At 58.4% G+C, this 20,642-nt stretch carries 19 protein-coding genes, 3 pseudogenes and 1 riboswitch; of the genes and pseudogenes, 16 read left to right on the top strand and 6 right to left on the bottom strand.

What is annotated here, in order from left to right:
• Positions 1-191: 191 nt before the first annotated feature.
• From VNT00_RS16030 to VNT00_RS16020, 3 genes are all read left to right on the top strand, one after another.
• The gene (locus tag VNT00_RS16030) at positions 192-2,483 is read left to right on the top strand and encodes a heavy metal translocating P-type ATPase (protein ID WP_325589271.1); all 2,292 of its coding nucleotides are present in this window, start codon (positions 192-194) and stop codon (positions 2,481-2,483) included.
• A 113-nt stretch (positions 2,484-2,596) separates the two neighbouring features.
• Complete coding sequence (locus VNT00_RS16025) at positions 2,597-2,887, top strand: nucleotidyltransferase family protein (RefSeq protein WP_325589269.1); 291 nt, start codon at positions 2,597-2,599, stop codon at positions 2,885-2,887.
• Positions 2,884-3,225 (top strand): HepT-like ribonuclease domain-containing protein, encoded by a 342-nt coding sequence (locus tag VNT00_RS16020; protein WP_325589268.1) that lies wholly within the window; start codon positions 2,884-2,886, stop codon positions 3,223-3,225. The genes VNT00_RS16025 and VNT00_RS16020 overlap by 4 nt, the downstream gene beginning before the upstream one ends.
• Before the next feature lie 103 nt (positions 3,226-3,328).
• On the opposite strand, the gene cueR is transcribed toward VNT00_RS16020, so the two are convergent.
• Positions 3,329-3,724, bottom strand: a complete 396-nt coding sequence (gene cueR, locus VNT00_RS16015) for a Cu(I)-responsive transcriptional regulator (protein ID WP_325589266.1) — start codon at positions 3,722-3,724, stop codon at positions 3,329-3,331.
• A gap of 127 nt (positions 3,725-3,851) precedes the next feature.
• On the opposite strand from cueR, the gene VNT00_RS16010 reads away from it, so the two are divergent.
• Together VNT00_RS16010 and VNT00_RS16005 are read left to right on the top strand one after the other, a co-directional pair.
• Entirely contained in the window at positions 3,852-4,052 is a 201-nt protein-coding gene (locus tag VNT00_RS16010) for a heavy-metal-associated domain-containing protein (protein WP_325589264.1), read from the top strand.
• Between the two features lie 197 nt (positions 4,053-4,249).
• Positions 4,250-4,909, top strand: a complete 660-nt coding sequence (locus tag VNT00_RS16005; RefSeq protein WP_325589262.1) for a DUF1345 domain-containing protein — start codon at positions 4,250-4,252, stop codon at positions 4,907-4,909.
• Between the two features lie 45 nt (positions 4,910-4,954).
• Here VNT00_RS16005 and VNT00_RS16000 read toward each other — a convergent pair whose 3' ends face one another.
• The gene (locus VNT00_RS16000) at positions 4,955-6,466 is read right to left on the bottom strand and encodes a MutS-related protein (protein WP_325589260.1); all 1,512 of its coding nucleotides are present in this window, start codon (positions 6,464-6,466) and stop codon (positions 4,955-4,957) included.
• On the bottom strand, positions 6,463-8,088 hold the full coding sequence (locus VNT00_RS15995; RefSeq protein WP_325589258.1) for a MutS-related protein: 1,626 nt from the start codon (positions 8,086-8,088) through the stop codon (positions 6,463-6,465). The genes VNT00_RS16000 and VNT00_RS15995 overlap by 4 nt, the downstream gene beginning before the upstream one ends.
• A 71-nt stretch (positions 8,089-8,159) precedes the next feature.
• Positions 8,160-8,228: riboswitch (Fluoride riboswitch) on the bottom strand.
• A 152-nt stretch (positions 8,229-8,380) separates the two neighbouring features.
• Here VNT00_RS15995 and VNT00_RS15990 point away from each other — a divergent pair.
• The 4 genes and pseudogenes from VNT00_RS15990 (at position 8,381) to VNT00_RS15975 (ending at position 12,118) form a co-directional block, all read left to right on the top strand.
• Positions 8,381-9,577 (top strand): sialidase family protein, encoded by a 1,197-nt coding sequence (locus VNT00_RS15990; protein WP_325589256.1) that lies wholly within the window; start codon positions 8,381-8,383, stop codon positions 9,575-9,577.
• Positions 9,574-10,053, top strand: a complete 480-nt coding sequence (locus tag VNT00_RS15985) for a hypothetical protein (protein ID WP_325589254.1) — start codon at positions 9,574-9,576, stop codon at positions 10,051-10,053. Before VNT00_RS15990 ends, VNT00_RS15985 begins: the two co-directional genes overlap by 4 nt.
• Positions 10,054-10,850: 797 nt before the next feature.
• On the top strand, positions 10,851-11,402 hold the full coding sequence (locus VNT00_RS15980; protein ID WP_414650946.1) for a Mu transposase domain-containing protein: 552 nt from the start codon (positions 10,851-10,853) through the stop codon (positions 11,400-11,402).
• Between the two features lie 23 nt (positions 11,403-11,425).
• A pseudogene (locus VNT00_RS15975) lies at positions 11,426-12,118 on the top strand (ATP-binding protein).
• A gap of 85 nt (positions 12,119-12,203) precedes the next feature.
• Here VNT00_RS15975 and VNT00_RS15970 read toward each other — a convergent pair.
• Positions 12,204-12,332 (bottom strand): annotated as a pseudogene (locus tag VNT00_RS15970) (hypothetical protein); the annotation flags it as partial.
• A 295-nt stretch (positions 12,333-12,627) separates the two neighbouring features.
• On the opposite strand from VNT00_RS15970, the gene VNT00_RS15965 reads away from it, so the two are divergent.
• From VNT00_RS15965 to VNT00_RS17870, 4 genes and pseudogenes are all read left to right on the top strand, one after another.
• Positions 12,628-13,221: an undecaprenyl-diphosphatase gene (locus VNT00_RS15965; RefSeq protein ID WP_325589250.1), complete on the top strand. Its 594-nt coding sequence runs from the start codon at positions 12,628-12,630 to the stop codon at positions 13,219-13,221.
• A 51-nt stretch (positions 13,222-13,272) separates the two neighbouring features.
• Positions 13,273-14,490 (top strand): MFS transporter, encoded by a 1,218-nt coding sequence (locus tag VNT00_RS15960; protein WP_325589248.1) that lies wholly within the window; start codon positions 13,273-13,275, stop codon positions 14,488-14,490.
• Positions 14,491-14,535: 45 nt separating this feature from the next.
• Positions 14,536-14,758: pseudogene (locus VNT00_RS15955) on the top strand (transposase); the annotation flags it as partial.
• Positions 14,759-14,896 (top strand): integrase core domain-containing protein, encoded by a 138-nt coding sequence (locus VNT00_RS17870; RefSeq protein ID WP_414650945.1) that lies wholly within the window; start codon positions 14,759-14,761, stop codon positions 14,894-14,896.
• A 27-nt stretch (positions 14,897-14,923) separates the two neighbouring features.
• Here VNT00_RS17870 and VNT00_RS15950 read toward each other — a convergent pair whose 3' ends face one another.
• Positions 14,924-16,336: a Cu(+)/Ag(+) sensor histidine kinase gene (locus VNT00_RS15950; RefSeq protein ID WP_325589246.1), complete on the bottom strand. Its 1,413-nt coding sequence runs from the start codon at positions 16,334-16,336 to the stop codon at positions 14,924-14,926.
• Between the two features lie 3 nt (positions 16,337-16,339).
• Positions 16,340-17,023 (bottom strand): heavy metal response regulator transcription factor, encoded by a 684-nt coding sequence (locus VNT00_RS15945; protein ID WP_325589244.1) that lies wholly within the window; start codon positions 17,021-17,023, stop codon positions 16,340-16,342.
• Between the two features lie 302 nt (positions 17,024-17,325).
• Between VNT00_RS15945 and VNT00_RS15940 the strand changes: the two genes are divergently transcribed.
• The 3 genes from VNT00_RS15940 (at position 17,326) to copC (ending at position 20,640) form a co-directional block, all read left to right on the top strand.
• Positions 17,326-19,170, top strand: coding sequence for a copper resistance system multicopper oxidase (locus VNT00_RS15940; RefSeq protein ID WP_325589385.1), 1,845 nt, complete (start codon positions 17,326-17,328; stop codon positions 19,168-19,170).
• Positions 19,167-20,141 carry a copper resistance protein B gene (locus VNT00_RS15935; protein ID WP_325589242.1) on the top strand — a complete coding sequence of 325 codons (975 nt, stop codon included), beginning with the start codon at positions 19,167-19,169 and terminating at the stop codon, positions 20,139-20,141. Before VNT00_RS15940 ends, VNT00_RS15935 begins: the two co-directional genes overlap by 4 nt.
• Positions 20,142-20,256: 115 nt before the next feature.
• Positions 20,257-20,640: a copper homeostasis periplasmic binding protein CopC gene (copC, locus tag VNT00_RS15930; protein ID WP_325589240.1), complete on the top strand. Its 384-nt coding sequence runs from the start codon at positions 20,257-20,259 to the stop codon at positions 20,638-20,640.
• Positions 20,641-20,642: the final 2 nt, after the last annotated feature.

The following is a 20,642-nucleotide window of genomic DNA, read 5'->3' as shown; positions in this document are numbered from 1 at the left end:
GCGGGCGTAAGCCCGGGCAGCGCGGCGGATGGATCTGCAAGCGCGTGGTCTCCAAATTCTGAGCCAGAAACGGGAAAAAGTGAAGCGGCCGCGCCGAAAGACTCCAATACGCTTGACATTACCATGATTGGAAGCTTTAAAGTTGCCATTGAATAGCCGTTCACCGTAGCCATTTTTCAGAGGAGATTGGGATGACCACAGGGCAAAGCACTACCGGTCGCGCCGGCGTGACCGTTGCGGCGGTCGATCTTGCGGTCGAGGGCATGAGCTGCGCCTCATGCGTTGGGCGCGTTGAAAAGGCGCTGTTGAAAGTCCCTGGCGTAAGCGCAGCCACCGTGAACCTTGCCACGGAACGCGCCCAGGTGTTCGTGGCGCCCGGCGCCGTCGGGTCGGACCTCGTCCAGGCGGTGGCGAAGGCCGGCTATGAAGCCCGGATCATCGCCCCGGATGCCGGCGCCGACGACACGGCGCCGGCCAGGCGGGCGGCCGAAGAGGCCGCGCTCGGGCGAGCGCTATGGGTGGCGCTGGCATTCACGCTGCCCGTATTCGTGCTGGAAATGGGCGGGCATATGGTTCCGGCCTTTCACCACTGGTTGGATGGCGTCATTGGCATGCAGGCCAGCTGGCGCGTCCAGTTCGTCCTGACCAGCATCGTGCTGTTCGGGCCGGGGTGGCGGTTTTTCAAAAAAGGCATTCCGGCTTTGCTGCGGCTGGCGCCGGACATGAACTCCCTGGTGGCCTTGGGCGCGGCCGCCGCCTACGCTTATTCGGCGGTCGCCACGTTTGCGCCGGCCGTGCTTCCGCCGCAAACGGTGCATGTCTACTACGAAGCGGCATCGGTCATCGTCACGCTCATCCTGCTCGGCCGCCTCCTGGAGGCCAGGGCCAAGGGCCGCACCTCCGAAGCCATCAAGCGCCTGGTAGGGCTGCAAGCCAAGTCCGCGCGGGTGCTTCGCGACGGAAAGGCCATGGAAATCGCCATCGACCAGGTGCAAAGCGGCGATATTATCGAACTGCGTCCCGGCGAGCGCGTGCCGGTGGACGGCGTGGTGGTGGACGGCGCCGGGTACGTCGACGAATCCATGATCAGCGGCGAACCCGCGCCGGTGGAAAAGGCAGTTGGCGATCAGTTGGTGGGCGGCACCGTCAATCAGAATGGCGCGCTTACCCTGCGCGCCACCAAGGTGGGCGCCGATACCGTGCTGGCCCAGATCATCCGCATGGTTGAACAGGCGCAAAGCGCCAAGCTGCCCATACAGGCGGCGGTGGACCGGATCACCATGTGGTTCGTGCCGGCCGTGATGGCGGCCGCGCTGCTGACGTTCGTGGTCTGGCTGATGGCGGGTCCGGATCCCGCGCTGACCCTGGCCCTGGTCAATGCCGTGGCGGTGCTGATCATTGCCTGCCCTTGCGCCATGGGCCTGGCCACGCCCACCGCCATCATGGTCGGAACGGGCAGGGCAGCGCAGATGGGCGTGCTGTTCCGCAAGGGCGAAGCCCTGCAATTGCTCCGGGACGCCAAGGTCGTTGCGGTGGACAAGACCGGCACGCTGACGAAGGGTCGCCCCGAGCTGACAGACCTTATCCTGGCCGAAGGTTTCGACAGGGCCTCGGTCTTGTCTGGAATCGCGGCGGTCGAGGGCAGGTCGGAACACCCCATCGCGCGGGCCCTGGTCGAAGCGGCCCAGGCCGAAGGCCTGGTTCCGGGCCGCGTCGAACAATTCGAGTCGGTCACAGGCTTCGGCGTCAGTGCGTTGGTGGGTTCGACGCGCCTGCACGTCGGCGCGGATCGCTATATGCAAAAACTGGGGCTGGACATTTCCGTTTTCGCCGATGCCGCGCTTCGCCTGGGAAGCGAGGGCAAGACGCCCTTGTATGCGGCGGTGGATGGGAGGCTCGCCGCTGTGATCGCGGTTGCCGACCCCATCAAGGAAACCACGCCGCAAGCCATACGGGCGCTGCACGAGCTTGGCCTGAAGGTGGCCATGGTCACTGGCGACAACCGGCGCACCGGGCAGGCCATAGCCAGCCAACTGGGCATCGACGAGGTGGTAGCCGAAGTGCTGCCCGACGGGAAGATCGACGCGGTAAACCGCCTGAAGCGTGAGCATGGCCTGCTTGCCTATGTGGGCGACGGCATCAACGACGCGCCGGCCCTGGCCCAGGCTGATGTCGGCCTGGCCATCGGCACGGGTACGGACATTGCCATCGAGGCGGCCGATGTGGTGCTGATGTCGGGCGACCTGCGCGGCGTGCCGAACGCCATTGCCTTGTCCAGGGCTACGCTGGCCAATATCCGGCAGAACCTGTTCTGGGCGTTTGCCTACAACGCCGCGCTCATCCCCGTCGCCGCGGGGGTGTTGTACCCCTGGAACGAAACCTTGCTTTCTCCCGTTCTGGCCGCCGGCGCCATGGCGCTTTCCAGCGTCTTCGTCCTGGGCAATGCCTTGCGGCTAAGGCGCTTCCAGGCGCCGCTTTCGTAGCTGCATAGTGGGTGAGCGGGAAATCAATACATGACCAATCTGAAAAAATAGCTCTTGAAGTGCTATTCTTGATTGCATATCATTTGAACGAGTTTTGATAAACGAGGAACGCCATGCGACCATCCGTCGTGCTCGACATGAAGCGAATTGCCGTACGCGAGGCGGTTAGTCGTTTTCGTACGGCGAACCCGAGGATATTTGGATCGGTGCTGCATGGCACCGACCAGGATGGCAGCGACATTGATGTGTTGGTGGATGCTTTGCCTGGCGCAACGCTGTTTGATCTGGGCGGCCTGCAAGACGAGCTTGAGTCGCTGCTTGGCATTAAGGTCGACTTGTTGACTCCGGCTGATTTGCCACCGAAGTTCCGGGCCAAAGTGCTCGCGGAAGCGCGGCCGATATGAATGAGAGCCGCCTGGGCGATTACCTCGATCACATGCGGCAGGCAGCTGCGGATGCCTGTAGTTTCGTTGATGGTTTAGCCAAAGATGATTTCCTTGAGGACAGGCGCACTCAGCAGGCTGTCGTCATGAGTCTTATCATTATCGGTGAGGCTGCAGCGAAGTTGATGGACAACTACGCCGAGTTTACCCGCATCCATAAGCACGTACCGTGGCGCAATATGCGTGGTATGCGCAACCGCATTGCTCACGGCTACTTTGAAATAAATCTCGATGTGGTGTGGGAAACTGTGCAAACGGCCTTGCCTGAACTATTAAGACTATTACCTTTGAAACCATAGCCTGGAAGCTTGGGCGGTGAAAGCCGTCCGGTTGGCAAAGTTATCGGCTCGGTTGATATTTCCGCGATTCAGTCCATATAACCATATGGGCTGAGTCGCTTGCTTATGCATGCATGGACGAAAGCTCGTCGAGAATAGGGCAGTCGGGGCGGTTGTTGCCCTGGCAGCATGCAGCCAGGTGTTCAAGCTGGTTCCGGATGGATTGCAGCTTCGCGATGTCTTCGTCCAGCTCGGCAATGTACTGGCGCGCCAGCTTCTTGACGTCCGAGCTTTTGCGGCTGTCGTCTTCCCACAGGCCGATAAGGGTCTTGATGCGCTCGAGCGAAAAGCCCAGGTCGCGCGAGCGCTTGATGAAGCGCAGGGTCTGTATATTTTGATCGGAGTACTGGCGGTACCCCGATCCGGAGCGGTTGGCCTTGCCGATAAGGCCTATGCTTTCGTAATACCGAATCATCTTGGCCGTTACGCCCGATGCGGCGGCCGCCTGTCCAATATTCATGTCCGTGGTTCCAATCGTGTTCGACCCGCGTTGCGCATGACTGCGCATTTGTGCCGGAGTCCTTTACATTGCCATTGTAGGAAGGTTTATAGTAAAGCCGATCTTGTTTTTATGCACAGAGGAAGCCATGCTTGAATTCAACGTGAACGATATGACTTGCAACCATTGCGTCGGCGCCGTCACCAAGGCGGTAAAAGAGGCCGCGCCGGGCTCGACCGTGGAAGTCGACCTCGACAGCCACCGCGTGCGCGTCGACGGCGCAGCCAGCGCCGAAGCCGTGGCCGAGGCCATTCGCGAGGCCGGCTATACGCCGGTAGCTTGCTCCTGAGGACACCACATTTGCCCGCTGCGCGTGGTCAACCGCGCCAGCGCAGCAATCTGGCTTCTATGGCGGACAGCGCCAATGCAGCAAGCAGCCCGATGACGCCCAAAGCCTGAAGTCTGGCCCGGGCGATAATGCCCTCGCGTAGCCGCGGCTTGGATCTATGCTGCGGTGATGCAGCTTCAGGCAACGAGGAAAATAAAATGCTTGCAACACGCCATTTTTTTTACAATCATCAGCGCTTGCTTGTCGCTGTCGCGGCCGGCGTAATTGTCGCCCTGGCTTTCTTTTCCTCGCAGGAGACCATTGCCCACCAAATACTGGCCGGCTGGAATGTCATGGTGTGGCTCTATCTGGCATTGACTGGCTGGATGATGTTGCGGGCCGACGCCCCCAGGGTCCGCAAGCTTGCCGCGCAAGAAGACAAGAGCTGGGCGGCGGTATTGGCGGTCATGTCGGTTGCTTGCATGGTAAGCCTTGGCGCCGTCATTCTCGAGTTGCCGGCCGCTCATGGCCTGTCCGCCGGCCAGCGCTTCTCGCATTACGTTTTTACCGCTGTTACCGTATTCGGCTCATGGTGCCTGCTTGGCGTCCTGTTCACGCATCAATATGCACGGCTGTTTTACCGCTCGCGGCCTGAAAGGCGGCCCTTGCGTTTCCCCGATGATGAGCAGAAGCCCGACTATTGGGATTTTCTTTATTTTTCCTTCACCATAGTCGTGGCCGTTCAGACTTCGGATGTGGCCGTCATGGACAACGGCACGCGCAAGGCGGTTCTGGCGCAGTCCGTGCTTTGTTTCCTGTTCAATGTGGCCATTGTCGGGCTGTCGATCAATATCGCAGCCAGCCTGCTTGGAGGATGACGCGGCGGGCTATATGCCGGTGGCTTGCTCCTGCGTCTGCTGGTTTCAGACGGGCAGGGCTGCCGGCTCGAAAATTTCCTTGTACAAATCCGCTCCGTAACTCGTTTGCTGAGGCTCTCCGGGTTTGACATGGAAAGTGCGGGTTCCATCTTCAAGGCGCTCGGCAAGAAGGTAGGCGGCCCGATCGACCGGCTGGGCGTAAAGGCCGTGCGCGAACGCATATTGATGCGTCACGAAAAACACCTTTACGCCGCATTCCAGCAGGGCCTCGGTAATCGTCCGGGCGACTTCGGAGCCCTCTCGTTCGTTCGTCGCGGCGAAGGATTCATTGAACAGAACCAGTGCATTGACCGAAACCTGGTCGACGATGGAACTCATGCGCTTGAGTTCCTCGTCGAACTTGCCACTTTCCATCCCCGCGTCTTCCTCGCGTTTGTAGTGCGTGTACAAGCCTTCGCATAAATTGGCCGAGAATGCTTTCGCGCAGACGAACAAGCCGCTTTGCATCATGAGTTGCGCAACGCCGATGCTGCGCAAGAACGACGACTTCCCGCCCTGATTGGCGCCCGTGACGATCACCAGACGGCTGTCTTCGAGATCAAGGGTATTGGCCACCACTTTCTTGCGCATTTTCAATGCAAGGCAAACATCGTACAACTCTTCGAAGCTGGATCGGCGCTGGCCGGACTGCAGCACGTCGGGAAAGACGATTGGCTCCTCGAGCCGGGCCAGGCTTTCGCTCAGGTTTATGCCGCATACGTGGAATGCCAGTTCGGCGCGCAGCAGCGTAAAGAAGCTGGCAACGTGCTCGGCCGATTGGGCCAGCGCATTGGCTACCAGATTGATGCCCCGGTCTCCAAGCTCCGAAAGGGCGCGGGCCCCGTTTTCGTCCCGGGGGGGAAGGGTATAGCTGTAGGACGGCGGCTTCCTGGAAAACAGGCGGGTCAGCCAGTTGAGCCCGTCGTCGGACGGCGTGCGAAGCACATAATCGCTGCCGCGATTTCCCTGGCCCAGATGTGCGCTGACCAGAATGCCGTGCCGGAATCTCAGGGTTTTCAGATGGCTTCGCAGCTGTTCGATGTAGGCTTCGCCAAGTTCTTCGCTCAATGTTGCGAAAAGCCGCTTCCAGCCAGGCGAGTTGAATTGCGGCGCGACGCGGTTGGCCGTATCCCGCAGCTCTTCGAACTTCGGTATCAATACATTGATGACCTCCATCGAGCTGTGCAGGTTTGCAAGCGGGTAATGCAGGCCGATGCCCCAGTAGCCTTTCTGCTTGAGTTCCAGCGCCTCGATGGAGAGTTGGTAAAGCTGCCGCACGACCTCTTTGTTTTCCAGGGAGTCCCGCAGCGCGGCCTGGCGATGCGCGACGGTTTCAATATCGGTCTTTACCGAGGCGAGCAGGGCAGTGCGCTCAACTTTCTGCAGGTATTCATCCTCGCCCGCCATGGCCTGAACAAGCGTGTCGAGTTCTAGATCGTCGATCAGTTCGCGGCCGTTCAACGGAAAAGGGGCATCCAGGTCGAAATCGCGGTTCTCGTACATCAAATGGACTTTCATGATTGCACCCGTTCTTTTATGTGCTCGGAGAGCAAGCCATACTTTTGCGCCAGGGCCATGGCGTAGGAACGGCCTGTTGCGCGGGCCCGGACGATCTTGAAGGTACGCACCGTTTGCGAGGGGTCGACGCTGCTGACCATGCTCACCACGCTGTCGCCATACGATGCCAGCTCGTCGATGAAGGTCACCCATACCCCAAGGACGTCCAGCTCGATCGCTTTCTCCATGACCTTCTGGCTGAGATACAGTCCATCGGTCAGCGACGTCGAAGTGAAGATTTCGTTCATGACCAGGATGCTGCGCGGGCTGGCCGAGGTCAGTATCTGATGGATCCTGACGAGATCGTCCTTGAGCTTGCCGCGAAGATTGTCGATGTTCTCTTGCCGCTCGAAATGCGTGAATATGCTGTCGCTCAAGAGCAGCCGGGCTTCGGTTCCCGGCACCGGGCAGCCCATGGCGGCCAGAAAGAACATCTGCCCGAACATGCGTGCGAAGGTGGTCTTGCCTCCTTGATTCGGCCCGCTGACGACGATCATGCGTTCGCCGTCCTTGAGTTCGAAATCGTTGCATACGATCTTCTTGTTCATGGAAAGCAGCTTCTTGCCAAGGGCGATGTCGAAACAATCTTTGGCGTATACATGCTTGTCCGAATCGCTGATGCGCGGATAGCAGAAAGAGCGGCCGGCCTGGCTGAATAGCGCCATATGCTCCAGGTACGCCAGATAGAACTGGATCTCCCGGTCGAATTCGGCAATGGTCGGATCCAGGTAACTCTTGCTTTGCTCCCGAAGTTCGTCGAGCCTGCGGAAAATCTCGGGATTGAGCAATGCGACGAATTCCAGCACTTTCGCTTCTATGCCGTTCATGTCCGGATACTCGTGAAACTGGATGCGATGGTCGTGCACCGCGCCCTGCCGGAATTTCCGGAAGGCTTCTTCGATGACTGCGCTGTAGTCGGGCTCGCCGTCGTAGTGGCACACGCTCAAGGTGTCGCCTGAAATATGAATGCTGTAGGCAATGGCGTCCAGCTCGGACAGCAAGGCGCGCGCATTGTCGAAGAGCGTCGTGAATTCTTTTGAGTCCACATAGGCGGACACGTATTTGCGCAGCTCGAGCCCGATGGCCCGGGATTTTGCGGTGCTGGCCGTCAAGGCGAGGTTCAGGGCGCCTACGGCCGTGCAATAGATCATGACCGCTTCGATGTGCCAGCGTTTTTCCTGATAGGGATAATGAAGCTTCTCGGCCTGCACGAGGTGTTCGCGCATCTTGCGCATTTCCGCGGCGAAAGCCTGGAGCGCGCGCAGCAAGGGCTGTTCTTCGAGGTCGCGGAACACTTCATGGCGATACTCGACGTCGTCCTCGACGCACAGCGGGCTCCGAAAAATGCCCGCGAGGTTGTATTCCTGGCGGGCTGCGATGATGGCGTCGATGGCCTGATCTAGGTTCAGGTCGACGAAATAGCCGGGTTGGGGCGGTGTGTTCTTCGAGAGGCGAACGCTGCGCTGTCCGTCGGTGAACAGAACGCTGAACGCCGGCTCTGTGCCGGGCGCGCAGCCCGCTGGCCTGGGTTGTTGTTCGTTGGAAAGGAACTGCCGAACTGAAAAGGAGTTTGGATTCGCCATTGCGTGCCCCGACTGAGTCAGTTGGCGGCAGCGAGGGCTTGCAAAAATGCCTACGGGCCTCGGCTGCCGAGGTTAGCGTAGGCATCATCAACCCGGAATCGGGCGGTTAGCGTGGGAGGAATGCCATCTCCTGTCTTCATTCTAGCGGGTTATCGAGGAGTTGACCATCGGCCCCAACGGGTTTCCTGGGCTTCATGGCACCGGCCGCCGGGTGGCGGGCCAGCTTGTGGCGCCTGTCCGGGCCAGAGCGGGAAGGGGCCGTCGATGGTATTCTCCCGATAGAGGTAATGAAATGAGCAGACTGTCACGTTTATTATGGATATTGGCCCTTGTGGCGATGCCGTGGGGCGTTTTTGCCCACGATGGCATGCACATGGGCGGCCACAACATGGAATCGGGGGTGGCCACGAGCGCCGCTTTCGGGCCCGACGGCCGGCTGTGGGTGGTCGGCGCGAAGGCCGGCCATCTGGTGCTGCGCCACTCGGATGACCTGGGCCGCACGCTGAGCGCGCCCGTCATGGTCAATGCCCAGGCGATGCCGATTTTCACCATGGGCGAGGACAAGCCCAAGATCGCGCTTGGCAAAAGCGGGGAAATCTACATCAGCTGGACCGAGTCGCTGCCCAAGCCCTACACGGGCTATGTGTTCTTCACCCGCTCGGTGGACGGTGGCAAGCATTTTTCCAAGCCCTTCCGGGTGCATCGCGACGGCGCCGAAATCACGCATCGCCTGGATGCGATGAAGGTGGATGCCAAGGGGCGCATCCTGATCGCCTGGATAGACCGGCGCGATTTCGAGGCGGCCCGTTCGCAAGGAAAGGATTACCTTGGCACGGCGGTCTACTACGCCTGGTCGAACGACCATGGCAAGAGCTTCGGCCCAGAGCACAAGCTGGTCGACCATAGCTGCGACTGCTGCCGCATTGCGTTGTCGGAAGCGCCGAACGGCGGTGTTGCCGCCTTCTGGCGCGCCGACTATCCCGGCAACATCCGCGACCATACCTATGCGTTGTTGCGCGGCGGCGCCGTCGTGGACGAGCCGGCCCGCGCCACCTATACACAATGGCACGTCGAAGCATGTCCGCACCAAGGGCCGGGCCTGGCAGTGGGGGCCGATGGCGTGCGCCACGCTGTCTGGTTTTCCGCCAAGGACAATGCTCCGACCATCTGGTACGGGCAACTGGAGCCAGGGCAGCCGCCCCGGCATCTGCAGCCGGTTGCGCAGCTTGGCGCGGCCCATGCCGATATCGCGGCGGCGGGCCGGCAGGTGTGGATCGCCTGGAACCAGGTAGACGCCGAAGGCTTGAAGCTCATGGTGCGCGAGTCGGGCGATGGCGGCGCCCACTTTGAGGCCGCCCGTGAAATCGCCCGCACCGATGCGGCGGCGGGATCCCCGCAACTACTCTTGAACGCCAAGAATCAAGCCTTTGTGGCGTGGAGTACCAGCAGCGGTTTCCGCCTGGTGCCGGCAGCCGGGTCTGTCCAATGAAGAAACTGTTTATTCCGCTTATTTCGCTGTTGGTGGCTTTTCCGGCGGTTTCCGCGGCGCAGGAGCTGGAGCCTCTGCGCGCCAAGGATGTGCCGGAGTTGTTGAAGCCTCCGGCGCAAGGGGTGCGGGTCATCGAGTTGTGGTCGCTGTATTGCGTCTATTGCGAAGCCAATCTGCGCGAACTCGCATCGCTTGGCGGCGCCGACACCGAAGTTCACGCGGTCACCGTCAACATCGACGACATCGGCCAGCGCAACGACATCACCAGGCGGCTGAAGTCCGCAAACGCGGAAAGCGTTCCCGCGCGAGCCTACGCCGAGGCATCGCCGCAACGCATGAATTTCCTGATCGACCCGCACTGGGGCGGTGAAACGCCGCGCACGCTGATCATCCGCGCCGACGGCAGCCGGAAGGCGCTCAGCGGCACGCTGACCGGCGCGCAGTTCAAGGCTTTGCTAAAGGGCGAAGCGGATTGATGCGCGAGAGCGCCTGCCGCTTGTGGAGCAACCAGTGATTGAGAACGTGCGCGTGAAGTGCCGCACGGAAGTGGTTTCAGTGCTGGTCGCCGCAGTCATCGGGGATTCCCGGCATGGTTCAATGCCTGATAAAATACGCATAATGTATATTATGTTAAATAATGACTTTGAGCATATGATCGGGAGACTGGGAAGCCGTCTATTCAAGTAAAACTATGGGTATTTTTCAACTAAATTTTAATAGGAAGAGCTGCCTCCCATTCATGCCGTTCCCCTGGCGTTGAGCACTAGACGGCACTGCTCTGCGCATCTCGATATGCTGTCAGACCGTCAAGGTGGTTGTCGAGCCCTTTCCCCGCGTTTGCGACGTGTGGTGGTGGACTTTCCAAGGGCTCAAAAATGCGATCAGGATGCTGTTTCTGATCCTGACTCTGGCGTGTTGCGTGACATGGGATAGTGTGGTGCTCTGGGTGTCATGCCGGGCTGTCGCTACCAACTCTCGTTGCCGATGGGTTTCGCCGTATCCCATAGGGCCAGATCCGCAGGCTTAGACGCGGCTGCATCGCACATGGTGACGAGTTTTTCTAAGGTGTATATGCACCTGCTGGACAAGGTTATTTGGCCGCTGGAGGTCACGTTAAGCGTCATAGCCTGACCCGCAGCCAGGTCAAGAGCCTTAAGGAGGACAGGCGGCAGTACAGCGACAGTGCTATTTCCCCACTTGCGCAGCACGATTTCCATGTTTCGATACCTTGATTGCTTTAACCAATACTTCAGCTTGCAACCAATCGCTCCGCGTGCATCGGGACTGCCATGTCGCGCACGCGCGCATCTTGTACTCGGTGCCCTTTACGCTGGTGGGCAAGACCTTGTGGTTACGCTGCACGGATGGGTCGGTGTCCATCTATGAGGACTACCGCCAGGTGGCTGCGCATCGACGCGGTCAACGCCCTGGCGAACGCATCACCGTGCGTGACCACCTGCCGCCCCAGGCCTTGCAATTCCTGGCCCATGACCGGCAATGGTGCCTGGCCCAGGCGGGCGAGGTGGGTTCGGCTTGCCATGAACTCATCGCGCACTTACTCAATGATCGCATCCTGGAACGTTTACGTGCGGCGCAAGGCGTCTTGCGCTTAAAGGAGGCTTACGGCGCCCAGCGTCTGGAGGCGGCCTGCGGGCGTGCGCTACATCACGCTAGTCCGTATTACCGCACCGTCAAAACCATCTTGGCGGGTAACCATGACAAAACGCCCTTAATAAACGCCGCCCAGGACTCACCCTACGGTGCCGACGCACGATTCGTGCGGCCCGCCCATTCGCTGTTCGACCCTGACGCGACGCGTCATTAACCGGCAAAAAGGAGCTGTACATCATGAACCCCATCCCCAATCTGACGCCCCAGCTGAAGCAACTTCGCCTGTCGGGCATCCTGGGACTCGCTGGAGGCCCGCAATCGTCAAGCCATTGACGGCAAGCTGGCCTATACCGAGTTCCTCGCGCTGCTGATCGAAGATGAGATCGCGCGCCGTGACCAGAAAAAATACGCCACCCGGCTACGGCGCGCGGCGTTCCGCACCACGAAAACGCTGGATCGGTTCGACTTCGATCAATTGCCCCAATTGATCTGGCTCAGGCGCTTGGCCATTGCGCCGTGCGCCAGGGCATTGATGTACTCTTTACTACCTGCGCCAACCTGACCTCCAGCCTGAACGCGGCACGTGCTACCGGTGGTTATGAGCGAAAGCTGGCCAGCCTAGCGCGCATCGCGCTGCTGATCATTGATGACTTCGGACTCAAGCCCCTCAGGCCGCCGGCGGACGAAGATCTGCATGAGCTGATTGCAGAGCGTTATGAAACCGCGCCCACCATCGTCACCAGCAACCTGGATCTTCCTGAGTGGGATCAGGCCTTCCCCAGCAACCGCTTGCTGGCCTCGGCCACGTTGGATCGATTACGCCACAATGCCTATTGCCTCATTCTGGATGGCAAGTCGTACCGCACGCCAAAAACCGTACTTACCCCTGGCGTAAAGACCGAAAATAGCGTAAAAATAGCTCAAGATTAAACCCATCGCAGATGTTCGTTATGGCATGCTGCCATGGCGCCTATAAGCCGAAAAAACCCGGCTCCTATGTGGCGAAAGGTGACACCTGCCCCAGTCCTGCGTTCACCGCCAGGAAATCTGCAGCGGTTTCGCCCACTGTAGTGGACATGATCTTGATAATCCAAAAGGATAGCGTGATCGCGGGAACCTTCACGAACCAGTCGTTCGAGTCCATCGTATTCAAAGGTGAGATATTCATGATCGTGTATCTCCGATAGCCGCAATGGTAGGTTTGATGTAACGGTTCATGGTGGACTCTCCAAAAGAAACGCAGGAATTGCACAGTGGAGAGACTACGGGGGGCGACTTAGGACAGGCTGAGGAACCTTCCAAGATTACTGACAGGATCCGCGCCTCCCTGGATAGCAACTTTCCCTCAGTCTGCGCTAAGTCAGGCCTTGTAAACTTTCTGCCGCGAACAACTTCGGCCGTGAGAACAGGTCATTTCAAAGCAGGGGCACGTAGGTTCCATGGAAGCTATCAACCAGTCACTCTTCCTGTGGCTTAACGCACCAGACCACCCAGACCACCTCATTCTTTCCATCGCCATTTTTCTGGCTAGGGACCTCATCTGGGCGATACCGGCACTGATCGGAATTGGTTGGCTCTACGGCGGAGCCCGTACACGGCAGCTCCTATTGGTCGCAACGGCAAGCGCAATACTGGGGCTGTTCGCCAATCAACTGATCAGCCTATTCTGGTGGCATCCACGCCCCTTCATGGTTTATCTGGGTCATACCTTGATTGCTCACGCACCCGATTCATCTTTTCCAAGCGACCATCTGACCTTGTGGTGGGCCGTTGCGTTCAGCTTCCTTGCACAAGGGCGGCACAACCTAGGCACGGGGCTGGCCCTTCTCGGGGTCCCACTTGCGTGGTCGCGCATCTATCTCGGGGTGCATTTCCCGCTAGACATGGTGGGCGCCGGCCTTGTTGCGGTGGCAAGCACCTGGCTATCGCTACGCACTGCCTTTTGGTATCTGCCTCCCGCCTTCCACCTGGCAACCCTGATTCACCGTAAGATATTTTCACCGCTGATCGCGTGTGGTTGGGTCAAACGCTGAGCACACTCACCATATTACTGACGGCGAAGGCCCAAAGAAGGAACCGAGATCATGCAATCCGGTGTGACGGAGACTAGAACCTACAACCCACCCTCAAAAAGTATCCCACATGGGGTCTGGGTTTTGGGTTTCGTCAGTCTGTTGATGGATGTCTCGTCGGAACTCATCCACAGTCTGCTGCCCATGTTTATGGTGACCACGCTAGGCGCCAGCGCCCTGGAGGTCGGCTGGATCGAAGGTATCGCCGAATCTACCGCGCTCATCATCAAGGTGTTCTCCGGTGCCCTCAGCGACTACCTGGGCAAGCGCAAGGGATTGGCGGTCTTTGGTTACGCGCTCGCAGCGCTGACCAAGCCGTTGTTTGCGCTGGCGCCCACAATCGGCGTGGTGTTTGCGGCACGCCTGCTGGATCGCATCGGCAAGGGCGTGCGCGGCGCACCACGCGACGCGCTGGTCGCTGACCTGAGCCCCCCGGAGATCCGTGGCGCAGCCTTCGGCCTACGACAGGCGCTGGATGCGGTCGGCGCCGCCTTGGGGCCGCTGCTAGCCGTGGGTTTCATGCTGATCTGGGCGGATCACTTCCGCACGGTCTTTTGGGTGGCTGTGATTCCTGGAGCAGCTTGTGTCCTGCTCCTAGTCTTCGGCCTGCGGGAGCCTACTTCTACACAAAAAGTAAAACGCACTATTCCGATCCGCCGCGAAAGCCTGCGCCGAATGCCAGCCAGTTACTGGTGGGTGGTGGGCATCGGCGCAGTCTTCACCCTGGCCCGCTTCAGCGAGGCCTTTCTGATCCTGCGAACCCAGGACAGCGGCATCCCCATCGCTCTCGTGCCACTGGCTATCGTGGCCATGAATCTCGCGTTCTCTGTGTCGGCCTACCCTTTTGGAAAACTCTCAGACCATATGAGCCACCAAGCTCTGTTGGCGCTAGGCCTGGTGATGCTGATTGCAGCCGACCTATTGCTAGCCATGGGGCAGCACTGGACCATCATCACAGCCGGTATTTTGCTGTGGGGAGTTCATCTGGGAGCGACCCAGGGCTTGCTTGCCACCATGGTGGCGAATGCCGCACCGCCCCACCTGAGAGGTACTGCTTACGGATTCTTCAACCTTGTGAGCGGCGTTGCCATGCTCTTTGCCAGCGTTTTTGCGGGTCTACTCTGGGAAAAAATGGGCGCAGCCGCCACGTTCTACGCAGGCGCCGGCTTCTGCGCTATCGCACTCGCAACCTTGGCGAGCCATTCACTAGCAGGTCTACGTTCGAGCTGATGGACGAGGATAGGTAATCCCCCAGAAAAGGAACGGTCTTAAAGCATGAGCAGCGCTACGTTCTATAAATGGCGCGCCAAGTACGGCGGCATGGATGCTGGCCTGATGACACACATGAAAGAGCTGGAGGCGGAGAACGCCCGGCTGAAAAAGATGTATGCAGAGGAACGGCTCAAGGCCGAAATCCTGAAGGAGGCCATTGAAAAAAGTGGTGAAGCCATCTCACCGACGTGAGATGGCGCAACAAACGATCAAACGTTCGGCGCTGATGCCCTGGGCGGAAAAGCGCCACATCACATTGCAATTTATCCAACCAGGCATGCCGCAGCAGAACGCCTATATCGAACGGTATAACCGCACGGTACGCTACGACTGGCCCGCTCATTTTGGGCATGGGTTAGCTTAGTGGTGTTGCCGCAGCCTGGTCGCAGCGTTATCCGAGATGCATTAGAGTGGGCAGAGTTATTTCGAAGGTAATTAGGTTGTCCGATGCGGACACATTAATGGATCCGCCGTGCGCCTCAACGATGGATTTAACGATCGCCAATCCCAGTCCGGCACCCTCGCCGCTACGCTGCCTCGAAGCATCGGGTCGATAGAAGCGCTCAAAAAGATGTGGCAGATGCTCGGGTAATATCGCGGATGCTGGATTTTCTACCCGAAGCACGGCTTTGTCAGGAGTCGAACTCACCGACACGGTTACCGCGCCTGATTTAGGTGTGTTGCGAATGGCGTTGGACAGAAGATTACTCAGGGCGCGGCGTATCATAAGCCTATCCCCTTGCACCTCAATGCCGTGCCCAATCAAGATGAGCCTGACCATTTGCTCTTCAGCCCAAGCTTCGAAATAATCGAACAGGCTTTGTACTTCCGCGGCGAGGTTGATCGCAATGAACTCGGGTTTAAGCAGCTTATTGTCCGCTTGGGCCAAAAACAGCATGTCGCCCACCATTTTCGCCATCCGCTCGTACTCCTCCAGATTGGAGTACAGAATTTCGCGATATTGCTCAATGCTGCGTGCTTGAGACAGTGCCACTTCCGTTTGTGTCTTCAAATTGGTAATAGGAGTACGCAGCTCATGGGCGATATCGGCCGAGAAATTGGAGAGTCGGCGAAAGACGCCCTCAATGCGATCCAGCATGTCATTGAACGATACCGCCAGCTCCGTCAACTCGACCGGCACAGTTTCGGGCGCCAGTCGAATATGCAGCTGATCCGATTTGATGCGCTGGATTTCCCGGCTGATGCGTCGTATTGGTGCGTGGCCGCGATATACGGCAAACCATGTAGCTAGAATTGCAATCAAGCACGCCGCCACGGCAATCAGCCTCAAGTAGCTTCGAAAACTCTCTAGGTAGTGCAAATGAAAATTGATACCAGTGGCGACCGCCAGGATCAAAGACTGCCTCTGCGCAATGTCGTTGCCCATGAGTTGCACAATTGCCCCCCGGTATGCCTGCTGCTGGTCTCGCCAGATGCTTACCGAGTCGGCATCAATCTTGTCGACAACCGACGCCAACTGCATGAAACGTTCGAGATCCGAGTTGGGTGTCGCGTAGATTACGGTTCCATCTGGCTCGGACAGAAGAAATTGCGCGTTGTGCTGGCCCGAGATCGCGCCAGCCAATCGGCGCGTGAGGGCTTCGTTGCTTTCTCCTGGCTTTTGCGCTGAAAGCGACTGGGCCACGGACTGCACCACCGCATTCAGTTCATCGACATCCTGCTGCACGAAATGAGTATTAATGGACTGTTCGACGATCAATCCAAACGCCAGCAGCACGACTGTAATGACCGCTCCAATGGAGACGGTCAAGCGCAGGGCCAGCGACGCGGGACGGCACGTCATGGCTCAGGTCGTGCCGCTGACATCAAGCATATAGCCCATGCCGCGTACTGTATGAATAAGCTTGGGCTCGTATGCGTCATCGATTTTGGCGCGCAGGCGCCGGATCGCCACGTCAATGACGTTGGTGTCGCTGTCAAAGTTCATGTCCCAGACTTGGGACGCGATCAGCGAACGGGGCAGCACCTCGCCCTGGCGCCGCACCAATAGCTCCAGAAGTGCAAATTCTTTGTTGGTTAGATTGATGCGCACTTCTTTGCGGCTGGCGCGTCGACGCGAAATATCCAGCACGAGATCGGCGACCTGCAGTTGATCGCTTAACACCGAGGTGGAGCCCCGGCGCAGCAAAGTACGTACGCGGGCGAGCAGCTCCGCAAAGGCGAAGGGTTTGATCAGATAGTCATCGGCACCCAGTTCCAAGCCTTTTACACGATCTTCCACACTGTCGCGCGCCGTCAAAAATAGAACCGGCGTGACCGATTTCGCCGCGCGTAGCGCTTGCACAATGCGCCAACCATCAACGTCGGGCAGCATGACGTCCAGGATAATCAAGTCATAGGATTCAGTTAGGGCTAAATGATGACCATCCAGGCCGGTTCGAGCCAGATCGACCACAAAACCCGACTCCACCAAACCCTGACGCACGTACTCGCCGGTTTTTATCTCGTCTTCAACCACGAGTAGTTTCATAGAGGTCGTTCCTGCGAAGTTCTACTGTTTTCTGTTCGACTTACAAGGCGACACCCCGGCCCAGAGTTGTCAGTAATCATAGTAAGACTTTACCTGCATCAGTCTGACGCGACGATGACGAATGGATTACAGCATTGTAATGGCGGCGTCATCCGACCGACACGAGCACTTCATTAAAGTGTTAACCATTGATTTCATTAAAACTTCGATCATCTGGGGATGCTCCACTTCTCGCCTCCTTCGAAACTCTGGGATACGCTCACGTGAAACATCTGCTACCGCCCTCTTTTGCACTGCCTATCATGCCCCGTCGCCGATTCGTTCAAGGCCTCGCGTCCGGTGGGATTCTGTTGGGTTTGTCGCCATTTGCCCGCATGGCGTGGGCTCAGTCGGGCGATACCCGAACGGGCGTGCCCGCGGTGCTCTCAGGGACCGAGTTCAACCTGGAAATTGGCGAATCGCCGGTCAACTTCACTGGTAACCCACGAATGGCCACGACCATCAACGGGTTGCTTCCCGGGCCCACTTTGCGCTGGCGCGAGGGCGACACGGTCACCATTCGCGTTACAAACCGGCTAAAAGAAGCCACCTCAATTCACTGGCACGGCATTCTCTTGCCCTTCCAGATGGATGGTGTGCCGGGCATCAGTTTTGCCGGCATACCCCCAGGGGAAACGTTTACCTACCGCTTCAAAGTCCAACAAAGCGGCACATATTGGTATCACTCCCATTCGGGTATGCAAGAAGCGACGGGCATGATAGGGGCCATCGTGATTGCGCCTGCTCAAAGCGACCCGATCCGGGCCGACCGCGAATATGTGGTTCAGCTCTCAGACTGGGCCGACGAAGATCCCATGCGCGTGCTGGCCAAGCTGAAAATGCAGGGTGACTACTACAACTACAACCAACCAACCGCAGTGGATTTCTTCCAGGATGTGTCTCGGGATGGCCTTAAAGCGGCGATCGACAAGCGCAAGATGTGGAACGAGATGCGCATGAGCCCAACCGATCTGGCGGATTTGTCGGCTAATGTGTTGACCTATTTAATGAATGGCACGACGCCGGCGGGCAACTGGACCGGGCTATTCCGTCCAGGCGAGCGTGTTCGCCTGCGTTTCATCAATGGCGCGGCCAACACCTTTTACGACGTACGAATTCCTGGACTGAAATTAACGGTTGTTCAGGCCGATGGTGTCAACGTGGAACCTGTCACGGTGGATGAGTTCCGCTTCGGACCGGGGGAAACCTATGACGTGCTGGTCGAGCCCAAGGACGATACCTATACCGTATTTGCACAAGCGATGGACCGCACTGGGTACGCGCGTGGCACGTTAGCCACGCGTGCGGGGCTTACAGCTGCTGTTCCTCAGATTGATAAGCCAGAGTGGTTAGACATGATCGACATGATGGGCGCCATGCATGGCGGCATGCATGGCGGCATGGCGGGGATGAACCACAGTGGTTCGAGGGAAGGCCCAATGCAGGGCATGCACCACGGAGCAATGCAAAACATGGACCATGGCTCGACGACCAGCAGGCAGAGTAGCGGCATGATGCACATGGATCACCGGCCCATGACCGGAATGCACCACAGCGCTATGGGCAACCAGAATAAAGCCGCCAGCACCACAGTACGCCATGCCAGAACGGAGTACGGTCCCAGCACCGATATGCGCGTTGATATGCCGCGCACCAACCTGGACGACCCCGGCATCGGGTTGCGCAACAACGGTCGGCGTGTGCTTACCCTGGCGGACCTGCATACAGTAGGCGGCGCCATGGACCCGCGTGGGGCCGAGCGCGAGATCGAACTGCATCTTACCGGCAATATGGAACGCTACACCTGGTCATTTGACGGGGTGGAGTTCGGCAAATCGACACCTGTGCATTTTCGCTACGGCGAGCGGGTCCGGGTTATTTTGCACAATGACACCATGATGACGCACCCGATGCACTTGCACGGTATGTGGAGCGAACTGGAAACGCCCGATGGCGCTTTCCAGGCACGCCGCCACACGATTCCGGTTCAACCGGCACAGCGCATCAGTTTTCTTGTGACAGCCGATGCACTTGGGCGTTGGGCCTGGCATTGCCATTTGATGCTGCATATGGATATGGGCATGTTCCGCGAAGTGGTGGTGGCATGAGCGCAACGAATAAGAAAAAGGGAGCCTTGGCCGTGAATACCCCTATAAAAAAACGCATTCTCGCCCTCGCTGTCGCGACGCTAGGCGCTACCCCGATTTTTGCCCACGCCCAGACGCATGATGTCCATAGTGGCCACACCGCCATGCCGATCCGCTCGGCGCCTGCCCATGACATGGGAGCAATGGATAAGGGCAGCGGCGGGATGGATCATAGCGCCACGCAGATGCAAGGCGGATCGGCCCCGCCGGATGCACGCGATCCCGATGCTTACTCCGACGGCTATACCTTGGGTTCAGGCAAATATTCATTGGGTTCGGCGCATCGCTTGCATATGTCGGACGAGCACAATTTCGCGTCGGTACAGATCAATCGGCTGGAGTATGTCCGAGCACGCGGCAACGAGTCCGCGGCCTATGAGGGGCAAGCCTGGTTTGGCGGCACCTACAACCGGGCGGTACTCAAAGCTGAAGGCGAAGTAGCCAAGGGCAAGCTGGTGGATTCCCGAACAGAGTTGTTATGGGGACATGCCATCTCGACGTTCTGGGATAGTCAATTGGGTGTGCGCTATGACCATGGCACCGGACCAGATCGTGGCTGGTTGGCTTTCGGGGTTCAAGGCCTGGCTCCCTATTGGTTCGAGGTCGATGCCGCTGCGTATGTTGGCAATAACGGTCGGACCGCGTTGCGCCTGGGAGTTGAATACGACCTGTTGATTACGCAACGACTGGTTCTGCAGCCCAGGATTGAAGCCAACTTTTACGGCAAGCGCGACGAGGCCCGCGAAATCGGCAGTGGCTTGTCGAATACCGTGGCTGGACTCCGTTTGAAGTACGAAATCACCCGGCAATTTGTCCCGTATATCGGTGTCGAGTGGTTCGGCAAGTTTGGCCAAACGGCTAACTTCGCCAGGGATGCAGGGGAGCGTCCGCACGAAACCCGCTTCGTGGCAGGCGTTAGCTTCCGGTTCTGAACCGTATTGCGGGAAACATCAGGCTTGAAGTAGCGCCTGATGCTTAATAATTAACGCCAATTTCTATGAATATTTGTTATTGACATAGTGCGTGACCAACAAAACCAGGAACAACATGTCTACTTTTCGCATTTCTCTAGGCATTGCCACCATCGCCGGTGGGCTTCTTTTCAGTACGATGGCACAGGCCCATCCCAAGCTGCTTTCCTCTGAACCTCAAGCCAATACGCAAGCGGTATCACCGGAAAAAATAGAGTTGCATTTTTCCGAAGCGCTCGTTGCTCAATTCTCCGGTGCCAAGCTGCTTATGACCGGCATGCCAGGAATGACGCACCCCCCCATGGCGGTCGATGTCAACGTGTCGGGAGGCAAAGATTCCAAGACTATGGTTATCACGCCGGCCAAGCCTCTCATGACCGGTGCGTATCGCGTCGAGTGGCGTGCCGTTTCATCGGACACCCATCCTGTGACGGGCAAGCTTTCATTCGAAGTAAAGTAGTT

The organism is Eoetvoesiella sp. (assembly GCF_035555955.1).
In the GTDB taxonomy this organism is placed as follows: domain Bacteria; phylum Pseudomonadota; class Gammaproteobacteria; order Burkholderiales; family Burkholderiaceae_B; genus Eoetvoesia.
Note: the sequence above shows the minus strand (reverse complement) of the source record. Positions and strands in the feature narration are given on the sequence as shown.